General features: G+C 70.6%; 13 protein-coding genes and 1 tRNA gene. 6 read left to right on the plus strand and 8 right to left on the minus strand.

What is annotated here, in order from left to right; translation table 11 throughout:
- Window positions 1–92 precede the first annotated feature (92 nt).
- From JNL41_RS04685 to JNL41_RS04720, 8 genes are all read right to left on the minus strand, one after another.
- Entirely contained in the window at window positions 93–512 is a 420-nt protein-coding gene (locus tag JNL41_RS04685; RefSeq protein ID WP_293473111.1) for a GtrA family protein, read from the minus strand.
- On the minus strand, window positions 499–1,194 hold the full coding sequence (locus tag JNL41_RS04690; RefSeq protein WP_293473112.1) for a class I SAM-dependent methyltransferase: 696 nt from the start codon (window positions 1,192–1,194) through the stop codon (window positions 499–501). Before JNL41_RS04690 ends, JNL41_RS04685 begins: the two co-directional genes overlap by 14 nt.
- The gene (locus JNL41_RS04695; RefSeq protein ID WP_293473113.1) at window positions 1,191–2,195 is read right to left on the minus strand and encodes a glycosyltransferase family 2 protein; all 1,005 of its coding nucleotides are present in this window, start codon (window positions 2,193–2,195) and stop codon (window positions 1,191–1,193) included. The genes JNL41_RS04690 and JNL41_RS04695 overlap by 4 nt, the downstream gene beginning before the upstream one ends.
- Window positions 2,192–3,565: a hypothetical protein gene (locus JNL41_RS04700; protein ID WP_293473114.1), complete on the minus strand. Its 1,374-nt coding sequence runs from the start codon at window positions 3,563–3,565 to the stop codon at window positions 2,192–2,194. Before JNL41_RS04700 ends, JNL41_RS04695 begins: the two co-directional genes overlap by 4 nt.
- 17 nt (window positions 3,566–3,582) lie before the next feature.
- A complete protein-coding gene (locus tag JNL41_RS04705; protein WP_293473115.1) occupies window positions 3,583–4,146 on the minus strand; it encodes a hypothetical protein in 564 nt (187 codons plus the stop codon).
- A 60-nt stretch (window positions 4,147–4,206) separates the two neighbouring features.
- Window positions 4,207–4,650 carry a ribose 5-phosphate isomerase B gene (rpiB, locus tag JNL41_RS04710; protein ID WP_293473116.1) on the minus strand — a complete coding sequence of 148 codons (444 nt, stop codon included), beginning with the start codon at window positions 4,648–4,650 and terminating at the stop codon, window positions 4,207–4,209.
- 61 nt (window positions 4,651–4,711) lie between these two features.
- A tRNA-Ala gene (locus JNL41_RS04715) sits at window positions 4,712–4,787 on the minus strand.
- 169 nt (window positions 4,788–4,956) lie between these two features.
- Window positions 4,957–5,418: a TIGR02300 family protein gene (locus tag JNL41_RS04720; protein WP_293473117.1), complete on the minus strand. Its 462-nt coding sequence runs from the start codon at window positions 5,416–5,418 to the stop codon at window positions 4,957–4,959.
- Window positions 5,419–5,554: 136 nt separating this feature from the next.
- On the opposite strand from JNL41_RS04720, the gene aroA reads away from it, so the two are divergent.
- The 6 genes from aroA to mscL (JNL41_RS04750) form a co-directional block, all read left to right on the plus strand.
- A complete protein-coding gene (aroA, locus tag JNL41_RS04725) occupies window positions 5,555–6,916 on the plus strand; it encodes a 3-phosphoshikimate 1-carboxyvinyltransferase (RefSeq protein WP_293473118.1) in 1,362 nt (453 codons plus the stop codon).
- Window positions 6,917–6,954: 38 nt separating this feature from the next.
- Window positions 6,955–7,614, plus strand: coding sequence for a (d)CMP kinase (gene cmk / locus JNL41_RS04730; RefSeq protein WP_293473119.1), 660 nt, complete (start codon window positions 6,955–6,957; stop codon window positions 7,612–7,614).
- 164 nt (window positions 7,615–7,778) lie between these two features.
- Complete coding sequence (rpsA, locus tag JNL41_RS04735) at window positions 7,779–9,488, plus strand: 30S ribosomal protein S1 (protein ID WP_293473120.1); 1,710 nt, start codon at window positions 7,779–7,781, stop codon at window positions 9,486–9,488.
- Between the two features lie 189 nt (window positions 9,489–9,677).
- On the plus strand, window positions 9,678–9,968 hold the full coding sequence (locus JNL41_RS04740) for an integration host factor subunit beta (RefSeq protein WP_293473121.1): 291 nt from the start codon (window positions 9,678–9,680) through the stop codon (window positions 9,966–9,968).
- Window positions 9,969–10,155: 187 nt separating this feature from the next.
- Window positions 10,156–10,584: a large-conductance mechanosensitive channel protein MscL gene (mscL, locus tag JNL41_RS04745; RefSeq protein WP_293473122.1), complete on the plus strand. Its 429-nt coding sequence runs from the start codon at window positions 10,156–10,158 to the stop codon at window positions 10,582–10,584.
- A 109-nt stretch (window positions 10,585–10,693) separates the two neighbouring features.
- On the plus strand, window positions 10,694–11,025 hold a 332-nt coding region (gene mscL, locus JNL41_RS04750; RefSeq protein WP_293473123.1), incomplete at its 3' end, for a large-conductance mechanosensitive channel protein MscL.

The following is an 11,025-nucleotide window of genomic DNA, read 5'->3' on the forward strand; positions in this document are numbered from 1 at the left end:
GAGGCACGCCCCGACCGGACACCGTTCAGATGGGAATTCAGCCACCCGGTTGCAATGCGCCGCCAGTTCGGGGGGCTCCTGCGCGGGGCGGCTCAGGTCCCGGCGCCGGCGCGGAACACCCACAGGCGCATGAGCAGGAACTGGGTGACCGTGTAGCTGCCGAGCGCGCAGAGCTGGGCCGCCGTGCGCCCGAGGTCGTCGGCGGGCAGGTGCGCGGCGCCGGCGCTCAGCACGCCCTGGTTCACCGCGAAGGCGATGGCGAGGGTCAGGACGTAGCGGGTCTTGAGGCCCCGCTCCGCCATGGGGCCGGTGAAGACGAAGCGGCGGTTGAGGGCGAAGCCCAGCAATGCGCCGGCCGCGTAGCCCGCGGCGTTGGCCAGATGGCGCTCGACGCCCAGGCCCAGCTCCAGCCCCAGGATGACCGCCAGGCCGAAGCCGGTGTTGGCGAGGCCCGCCAGGCCGAAGCGGGCGACCGTGCCCGCCTCCCGGCGCAGGATCTCAGGCCGCGGCAAGGGTGTAGTACTGAGCGCCCAGGGGCAGCCGGGTCAGGGCGCGTTCCAGCGGCCGGAGGGCCTTCAGCGGGCCCGGGAAGAAGCCGGTGTAGGCGACGTCGACGTGGCCGAAGCCGGCGCGGCGCTGGCGGCGCGCGAACTCGGCCGCGGGGATCAGGACCGCGTCCTCGTCGAATGGGCAGGTGGCGACGATGTAGCGGCTCACCGGGTTCCAGGGATTGTGCTCGAACACCGCCAGCCGTCCTGCGGGCGCGAGCAGGCCCCTGAGCGCCGCGAACAGGGCGACGTGCTCGTCGGCCTCGATGTGGTGGAAGACGCACGCCGAGAAGACGAGGTCGAAGCCGGGCTCCAGCGGCATGTCGGCGCCGCCCTCGTAGCGCCGGAAGTCGGCGACGCCGGGAAAGCGCTGCCGGGCCACCGCGAGGCTCTTCTCCGACACGTCCAGCCCGACGATGCCGGCCGCGGGGAAGGCGGCCCGCAGGTGCGGGGCGGAATTGCCGATGCCGCAGCCGAAGTCGAGGATGCGCCTGGGCGCCGGCAGGCCCAGCCGTTTCAGGCGCGCGGCCACGGTCTCGATCTTGTAGCGGGCGAAGTACTCGGGGTCCTCGCCGGTGATGGCGATGTTGCCCTTGTGCGTCGCCAGGTACTCCTCGGCGAACTTGTCGAATTCGGAGGCCTTCACGGCTCGTCGTCCTTCCGGCCCGAGACGATCTCGTCGACGAAGTAGAGGGGCCGGTCCTTCACCTCGATGAAGATGCGGCCGATGTAGCTGCCCAGCACGGCCAGGCAGGCGAACTGGCCGATGCCGAAGAAGACGGTGATGAGCGCGAGCGAGGTCCAGCCGCGCGCCACGTTGCCGGTCACGAAGCCCCAGAGCACATAGCCCAGCACGCCGAGCGCGATGAACATGCCCATGGCGGCGAAGACGATGGCGAGCCGCAGCGGAACGGTGGAGAAGCCGGTCAGGCCGGCCGCGGCCAGCTTCAGCATCTTGCCCAGGGTGTAGTGCGTCTCGCCGGCGAAGCGGGCGTCGCGGTCGTACAGCACCTCGGTCTGCCGGCCGCCGAGCCAGGCGACCATGCCGCGGATGAAGCGGTCCTGCTCGGGCATGGCGTTCAGCCGGTCGACCACCTTGCGCGAGACGAGGCGGAAGTCGCCCACGTCGCGCGGGATGCGCACGTCGGAGAGGCGGCCCAGCAGGCGGTAGAAGAGGTCGGCGGTGGCCAGCTTGAAGCGGCTCTCGGCGGCGCGGGTGCGGCGGCGCGCGTAGACGACGTCGTAGCCCTCGTCCATGCGCGACGAGAGCTCACCCAGCAGCTCGGGCGGGTCCTGCAGGTCGGCGTCGATGATCAGGACGCGGTCGCCGCGGGCGAGCGCGAGGCCGGCGGTGACGGCGAGCTGGTGGCCGTAGTTGCGCGAGAGGTTCACGCCGACGACGCCCGGATGGCCGGCCGCCATCGCCTGGATCACGGCCCAGGTGGCGTCGCGCGAGCCGTCGTTGACCAGCAGCAGTTCGTAGTCGTCGCCGGCGACGGCGGCGCAGGCGGCGGTCATGCGCTCGACGAAGGCGGCGAGCCCCTCCTGCTCGTTGTAGCAGGGCGCCACGACCGAGAGCGCCGGCGCGGGCCGGTCGTCGCGCCGGCGCCGCGGGTGGGCGGGCGCGGTCCGTTCGCGGGCTCTCATCGGCGGCTCCCGCGGCCGGCCAGCAGGCCCAGGCTGACGATGCACAGCAGCAGGGCCGTGGCGTTGGACGGGAAGATGTAGCGCGCGTCGGCGGCCGGGCCCGCGATGAACAGCAGCGCCGGATAGGCGAGGACGCCGGCCAGGATCGAAAGCAGCAGCAAGGCGTGCGCGCGCGCGCGGGCCGCCGCGGCCAGGCCCAGCACGATCGCGCCGAGGTAGAGCCAGAACGGGCGGCGCGGGAACTCGGGCGCCGTCCTGGTGACGTAGCCGCGGACCTTCGCCGCGAGGTCGGGGTGGGACAGCGCGAGCCCGAAGGCGTTGGCGTCGATGCCGCCGTGGACGGGGTAGAAGACCTCGCTCTTCAGCATCCCCATCTGCTCGGCGAACACGGCGGAGCGGTGGGCGACGTAGCAGCCGGGCTCGGCGGTGAGCAAGCGCGCCCAGGTCTCGCCCACCTGCCCCCCGGCATCGGTCTCGATCAACCGCGGCTGGCCCGGATAGACGGCCAGGGTCGAGAGCAGGTGGCGCGGGTCGTAGGCGCGGCGGATCTGGGCGACGGTGATCGGCTGGCCCGCGGTGACCCCCCTCGGCAGGTAGTTCACGCCCGAGCAGGCCGAGATGCCGATGACGTCGAAGAGCTGGGTGCCGGCGATGTTCCTGGCGTCAGGCAGGCGCACGAGGTCGGGCAGGCGCCACTGGGTCGAGGCCCAGGCGAGTCCCAGGCTCGCGATCACCAGCGCCAGGGTCGCGGCGCGGGCGGCCATCGGCGTGGCCGCGGCCAGGAACGGCCGCCAGACCATCAGGAGGAGTGCGGGCGCGGCGAGCACGAAGGCGTTGTAGCGCAGGCCGACCGAGACGCCGAAGGAAACGACCGCGAGGATCAGCAGCGGCCACGACCTGAGCCGCGCCGCCTGCAGCCAGAGGCCGAACCCCAGCACCGAGAAGCTGCCGGTCGGCACGTCGCGCCAGTGGGCCATCATCGAGCCCAGCAGTGTCGGAAAGAACACGAGGCCCCCGACGAACAGCGCCCACAGCGTCCAGGCCAGCGCGCGGCGCGCGATCAGGCTGTGCAGCACCAGCGCTGCGCCGAACAGCAGCGCGAAGGACTGGGCGATCAGCACGCCCCAGGTGTCGGCCCCCACCGCGCGGCTGGCGATGAACATGTAGGTGTGCAGCGGCGGCCAGAGGCTGGTGCCCACGCCGTAGCGGGCCTGCTCATAGGCGAAGAGGCTGTCGTAGCTCATGTAGCCCGGCCAGCTAGGCCAGGCGAAGGCGACCGCCGCCAGCGCGGAGAAGACCGCCGCGGCCAGCCACGGCGCCCGCGTCAGCGACTCGGCCGCGAAGGCGTCGGAGGGGGAACTGCGGGGCATCGGCCCGGGGCTCGGCGTCAGAACTCGATGTGGCCCAGCACGCAGACCGCGTCGCCGTCGCCGACCACGCCGTAGGCGTCGAGCGGGCCGGCGGTGAGCCTGGTCACGGCGGTCCAGCCGGTCATCTTGTCGGTGATCTCGGGCAGCGCCTGCGGCACGTCGAGCCGCTCGACTCCGCCGCCGCCGGCGCCCACGATGTTCAGGCTCTTGTCGACCAGGACCACCTTGGCCACGCGGACCTTGTTCGGCACGTCCCAGCCCCAGCCGAGAAGCTGCGTCCCGGCCGGGTCGCCGGTGAACTTCACGTCCACGATGTCGGTGTTTCCCTTGCAGATGCCGGTCTTCGGATAGGCGGCCCGCAGGTTCTTGCCCATGACGCCCTTGGCCCACTCCGGCGGCCCCGGGACCGGCTCCGCTTTGCTGGGGATCACGCGCGCCTTGGGCGCGGCGTCGGCGGCCGGCGCGGCGGCCGAAGGCGCCGTGGCGCTGTCGCCCTTGTCGCGGAACTTGGGCTGGTCGCAGGCGGCGAGCGCGAGCAGGCCCGCGAGCGCGGGCGCGATGAGGAAGGAAGACGTGCGCATGGCCGGCATTTAGGCCGCGCCGCCGCCCGCGCGCAACGGCTGAGGGGCGGACAGCCGGCGCTAGCCTTCGAGCGCCTTGATCATCTCTACGCGCGGCGCGTGGCGGCCGCCGTCGAAGGAGGCGGCCAGGAAGGCGTCGACGATGTCCAACGCCAGGCCCTCGCCCACCACGCGTGCGCCGAGGGCCAGCATGTTGGCGTCGTTGTGCTGGCGGATCATCCGGGCCGAGAAGGTGTCGGCGCAGACGCCGCAGCGGACGCCCCGGATCTTGTTCGCCGCCATCATGATGCCCTGGCCGGTGCCGCACAGGATGACGCCGAGCCGGCAGTCGCCGGAAGCGACCATCCGCGCCGCCGCCGCCCCGTGCTCGGGATAAGGCGTGCTCTCCGGCGTCGTGGGCCCGATGTCGACCACCTCCCAGCCCTGCGCCATGACATGGGCGGCGATCGCCTGCCGGAGCGCGATGGCGGTGTGGTCGCTGGTGAGCACGATGCGGCCGGTCACGTCTGCGCCTCTCCGGAGCCCTGCAACGGCGAAGGCCGCATCCTTTCGGATGCGGCCTTCATGGTGGAGCTAAGGAGAGTCGAACTCCTGACCTCTTGAATGCCATTCAAGCGCTCTACCAACTGAGCTATAGCCCCAGGTCTTGGGTTCTCCCGGGGGCCGGGGCCCCAGGAAGGCGCGGAACCTATTCAAACCGGTTCCCGCGATCAAGCCGCTTTCTCAGGCTTTTTTTGACGCACCTCCCGAGGCGGGATCGGCGGGCGCCCGAAACGAAAAGGGCGGCCCGTGGGCCGCCCTCCGCAGAGATCAGTCTTCGTCCCCTTCGCCGGGGAGGCCTTCGATCTCGGACTCGTCGAACTCGTCCTCGTCCTCGTCCTCGAGGAACGGTACGTCGTCGGACTCGTCCTCGACGTCCTCGTCGTCGGCGAATTCGCCGAGGTCCTCGCCCACGCCGGGGGCGGCGGGTTCGGACTCGTCCTCGTCCTCGTCGCTGGCCAGCGGCGGCTCGTCGGAGACTTCGTCGAGTTCGGGCGTTGCGGCCTCTTCCTCTTCTTCCTCGTCCTCGGTTTCCTTGTCGGCGACCTGATCTTCGACCTGATCGTCCTCGGGCACGACGGCGCGCGCGCGGACGCGGCGGTTGCGGACGGCTTCGTCGGGATCGAACTCGGTCGCACACTTCGGGCAGTGGGCGGGGCGCTTGTTCAGATCGTAGAACTTAGCCTGGCAGTTGGGGCAGATTTGCTTGGTGCCCAGCTCGGGATTGGCCAAAGGCGGCGACCCTCTGAATTAGGATTTTGGCGGAAAGCGGGGTCCCTTGCCACGCGGGGGAGCGCCTGTCAAAGCAATCGCCCGCACGAGTCTGGCCCCCCAAACGAACCCTGAGCGAGAGGCGCGTTTTCGAGATATGTCGGCGGCTCAACTGACCGCCCGGCGCACCGGCCCCCTGCGGGGCGTGGTGCGCGCACCGGGAGACAAGTCCATCAGCCACCGCGCGCTCATCCTGGGCGCGCTCGCGACCGGCGTGACCGAGATCGAGGGGCTGCTCGAAGGCGACGACGTGCGTCGGACCGCCGCGGCGATGGCCGCGTTCGGCGCGGGCGTGGAGCGCCTGGGCCCGAGCGAGCAGGGCGGGGGCCGGTGGCGCATAGAAGGCCGCGGCGGGTTCGCCGAGCCGGCCGACGTGGTGGACTGCGGCAACGCCGGGACCGGCGTGCGGCTGATCATGGGGGCGGCGGCGGGCTTCGCGGTGTCGGCGACCTTCACCGGCGACCAGTCGCTGCGGGGGCGGCCGATGAACCGGGTGCTGAAGCCGCTGGGCCAGATGGGCGCGACGTGGATCTGCCGCGAGGGCGGGCGGCTGCCCCTGACGCTCAGGGGCGGCGGGCTGAAGCACGTCGCCTACACCCTGCCCGAGCCTTCGGCGCAGGTGAAGTCGGCGGTGCTGCTGGCGGGGCTCCATGCCGACGGCGGCGCCGAGGTGATCGAGCCGGAGGCCACGCGCGACCACACCGAGCGGATGCTGAAGGGCTTCGGCGCCGAGATCGAGGTGATCGAAACCGGCGCGGGCGCGCGCCGCATCGTGCTGCCGGGCGGCCAGAGGCTGCGGGGCACGAGGATCCGCGTGCCGGGCGACCCGTCGTCGGCGGCCTTCCCGCTGGTGGCGGCGCTGATCACGCCCGGCTCGGAGGTGACCGTGCGGGGGATGCTGCTGAACCCCTCGCGCATCGGCCTGCTCGACACCCTGGGCGAGATGGGCGCGGACCTGTCGGTGACCAACGTGCGCGACGAGGGCGGCGAGACGGTGGCCGACATCACCGCGCGGCACTCCGAGCTGGAGGGCGTCGAGACGCCGCCCGAGCGGGCGCCGTCGATGATCGACGAGTATCCGATCCTGGCGGTGGCCGCCGCCTTCGCCCGCGGCAAGACCACCATGCGCGGCATCGGCGAGATGCGCGTCAAGGAGAGCGACCGCATCGCCCTGATGGCCGCGGGGCTTGCCGCCTGCGGCATCGGCGTCGAGGAGGAGCCCGAGGCGATGACCGTGGTCGGCGCCGAGCGCGGCAACCATCCCGTGGCCGGCGGCGCGACGGTCGTCACCCACGGCGACCACCGCATCGCCATGAGCCACCTGGTGCTCGGCCTGGCGTCCGAGGCCCCCGTGCGCGTCGACGAACCCGGCATGATCGCCACCAGCTTCCCCGGCTTCGTAGACCTGATGCGCGGGCTGGGCGCGGACATCGGCGAAGAGGCGCCTGCGACGGCGTGACCATGCGAGCCTCTCCCCACGATCGGTGCGCGCTGCCGATGAACGCCTTCGTCATCGCCGTGGATGGGCCGGCGGCGTCCGGGAAGGGGACGATCGCGACGCGGCTGGGCGCCGTGCTCGGCCTGCCGGTGCTGGACACGGGGCTGCTCTATCGGGCGGTGGGCGTGCTGGCCCAGCGCGCGGGCCTGGACCTCGACGATCCCCGGGCGGTGGGCGCCATCGCCGCCACCCTGACGGCTGGCCAGCTCGAGGATCCCGCGCTCAGGACCCGCGCGGCCGGCGAGCTGGCCAGCCGGGTGGCGATCCACCACCCGGTGCGCGCCGCGCTGCTCGACTTCCAGCACGCCTTCGCCGGGCGGCCCGGCGGCGCCGTGCTGGACGGGCGCGACATCGGCACGGTGATCTGTCCGGACGCGCCGGCGAAGCTGTACGTCACGGCCACCCCCGAGGTCCGCGCCGAGCGCCGCTGGAAGCAGCTCGAGGGGCAGGGCGAGGCGGCGAGCTACGAGGACGTGCTCGCCGACATCAGGAAGCGCGACGCCCGCGACGGGGGCCGCGCCGCCGCGCCGATGACCCAGGCGCCCGACGCGCAGTTGCTCGACACGACCGATTTGACTATAGAAGCCGCCGCCGATGCGGCCCGCCGTATCGTCGAGGCGGCGCGCGTGCGCTGGGAAGCCGCGAAGGCGGCCGACTAGCGGACAAATCCAACCGCGCCTTTCCCTCGCTGTCTGCGGGCGTGACTTCACCCGCGCGGGGTGTCTCCCGCGTCTTCGGTTCAACCCCTAGCCCGGCCGTCGGGACTCCGTCCGATTCCTGTTGGAATGCGGGCCCGCAGGCCATTGAAGAGAAAAGACGAAGTATGGCTGACGATCTGAGCCTCAACCCCTCGCGCGACGACTTCGCCGCGCTGCTCGACGAATCCCTCGGCGGGCGCGATTTCATGGAAGGCCAGGTGGTCCACGGCAAGGTCGTGGCCATCGAGAAGGACTTCGCCATCGTGGACGTCGGTCTGAAGACCGAAGGCCGCGTGCTGCTGAAGGAATTCACCGCGCCGGGCGAAGACAAGCCCCCGCTGAAGGTCGGCGACACGGTCGAGGTCTTCCTCGAGCGCGTCGAAAACGCGATGGGCGAAGCGGTGATCAGCCGTGAGAAGGCCCGCCGCGAGGAAGCCTGGACGCGCCTGGAAGAGGTCTACGCCAAGAACGAGCCGGTGATGGGCGTCATCGTCGGCCGCGTGAAGGGCGGCTTCACGGTGGACCTGGGCGGCGCCTCGGCGTTCCTGCCCGGTTCGCAGGTCGACATCCGCCCGGTGCGCGACGTCGGCCCGCTGATGGGCCGCGAGCAGCCCTTCGCCATCCTCAAGATGGATCGGCCGCGCGGCAACATCGTGGTTTCGCGCCGCGCCATCCTGGAAGAAGCCCGCGCCGAGCAGCGCACCGAGCTGGTCAGCCAGCTTCAGGAAGGCGAAGTCCGCGAGGGCGTGGTCAAGAACATCACCGACTACGGTGCGTTCGTGGACCTGGGCGGCATCGACGGCCTGCTGCACGTCACCGACATGAGCTGGAAGCGCGTCAACCACCCGAGCCAGGTGCTCGCAGTCGGCGACACGGTGAAGGTCCAGATCGTCAAGATCAACCCGGACACCCAGCGCATCTCGCTCGGCATGAAGCAGCTCCAGTCCGACCCGTGGGACGGCGTGGAAGCGAAGTACCCGGTGGGCGCGAAGTTCACCGGCCGCATCACCAACATCACCGACTACGGCGCCTTCGTGGAGCTGGAAGCCGGCGTCGAAGGCCTGGTGCATGTGTCGGAAATGTCGTGGACCAAGAAGAACGTCCACCCCGGCAAGATCGTGTCGACCTCGCAGGAAGTCGACGTGGTGGTGCTGGACGTCGATCCGTCGAAGCGCCGCGTGTCGCTCGGCCTCAAGCAGGCCCTGCAGAACCCGTGGGAGAAGTTCGTCGCCGAGCATCCGATCGGCACGGTCGTCGAGGGCGAAGTCAAGAACGCCACCGAGTTCGGCCTGTTCATCGGCCTGGACAACGACATCGACGGCATGGTGCATCTGAGCGACCTCGACTGGGCCGCGCCGGGTGAAGAAGCCATCGCGAAGTACCAGAAGGGCGAGACCGTCAAGGCCCGCGTCCTGGACGTCGACGTCGAGAAGGAGCGTATCTCGCTCGGCATCAAGCAACTGTCGGGCGACCCGCTGCAGGGCGACACCTTCCGCAAGGGCCAGACCGTCACCACGACCGTCACCGAGGTCACCTCGGGCGGCATCGAGGTGAAGTTCGGCGACGAGGAAGCCCCGATGACGGCGTTCATCCGCAAGTCGGACCTGAGCCGCGACCGCGCCGACCAGCGCCCGGAACGCTTCGCCGTCGGCGACCGCGTGGACGCCCAGGTCACCAACGTGGACAAGGCCGCCCGCCGCATCTCGCTCAGCATCAAGTCGCTGGAGATGGCGGAAGAGAAGGAAGCCATCGAACAGTTCGGGTCGTCGGACTCGGGCGCTTCGCTGGGCGACATCCTGGGCGCCGCGCTCCGCGAGAAGGCCTCCAAGGAATAGAACGACTTCCAGAACGATGTTACGTGCGGCGGGCCGGGAAACCGGCCCGCCGTTTGCGTTTTTCGCCTCTCGCGCGAAGGTTGAACGGCTTCCCTCCGCGCAAGCTTGACCATAGCGTCGCGGAAACCCGTTTTGCGCCTTGATCCCTCCTGTCGGGTCGGGCAGGGTCGCGCGCGGTTCGAGGGGATAATGATCAAGTCCGAGCTCATCGCGAAACTCGCGGAGGAGAACCCGCACCTGACGCAGCGCGATATCGAGCGCGTCGTGGGCGTGATCCTCGAGCGGATGATCGAAGCCCTGGAGGACGGCGGCCGCGTCGAACTGCGCGGATTCGGGGCGCTTTCGGTGCGTTCGCGCGACGCCCGCGCCGGCCGCAACCCGCGCACCGGCGAGCCGGTGGACGTCCAGGCCAAGCACGTCCCGTTCTTCAAGAGCGGCAAGGAGCTGCGCGAGCGGCTCAACGTCGAGGACGAGCGCTAGCTCCAGGGACGTCATGGCCCGGCCCCGGGTCGCCCCACGACCCGCCCGGGATATGCTTGTCCGGGCCACCCATGGACACTAGAGGACCCGACGATCCGCGGCGGCGCCGTCGCGGCCGGCTGTCTGCCGACTGTGTTCATGGATCCCCGGACAAGCCGGGGACGACGATCAAGGGGTTGAGATCCGCATGAGCGTGTTCACGGAATTCCGCGAGTTCATCGCGCGCGGCAACGTGGTCGACCTGGCGGTCGGCGTGATCGTCGGCGCGTCGTTCAACGACATCGTGAAGAGCCTGGTGGACGACATCGTCATGCCGCCGATCGGGCTGCTTACCTCGGGCCTGGACTTCCAGAACCTGCAGCTCGTGCTCAAGCCCGACAATCCGCTGACCCGGGCCGACGAGCTGGTGGCCATCAAGTACGGCCACTTCATCAACATCTCGCTGAAGTTCCTGATCGTGTCGTGGGTGGTGTTCTGGCTGGTGAAGGGCGTCAACACGGTGCGCCGCTGGGAGGCCGAGCAGTCCGGCGTGCCCGACACGCCGCCCGCGCCGCCGCCGCAGGAGCGCCTGCTCATCGAGATCCGCGACCTGCTGAAGGCCGAGCGCAAAGCCTAGGCCGCGTCCGCGGCGCAGCTTGACGCTACCGGCGACGCGGCTTCCTGCTCTCGTTCAACGAACGCCGGGCGGCGGGGGCGCGCCCGGCCTGAAAGGGAGTGAGCGCTTCATGGGCATGTTCTCGGAGTTCCGCGAATTCATCGCGCGCGGCAACGTGGTGGATCTCGCCGTCGGCGTGATCATCGGCGCGGCGTTCAACGACATCGTCACGGTGCTGGTCGACAACGTGGTGATGCCGCCGATCGGCCTCCTGACCTCGGGCGTCGACTTCTCGAAGATGGAGTGGGTGCTGCGGGCGGACGATCCGCTGACCAAGGCCAGCGAGCAGGTGGCCGTGCAGTACGGCCTGCTGATCAACGCCGGCATCAAGTTCCTGATCGTGGCCTGGGTCGTGTTCCTGATCGTCAAGGCCGTGAACGCCATGCGCCGCCAGCCCGAGCC

The organism is Phenylobacterium sp. (assembly GCF_016793285.1).
Taxonomy (GTDB): domain Bacteria; phylum Pseudomonadota; class Alphaproteobacteria; order Caulobacterales; family Caulobacteraceae; genus Phenylobacterium.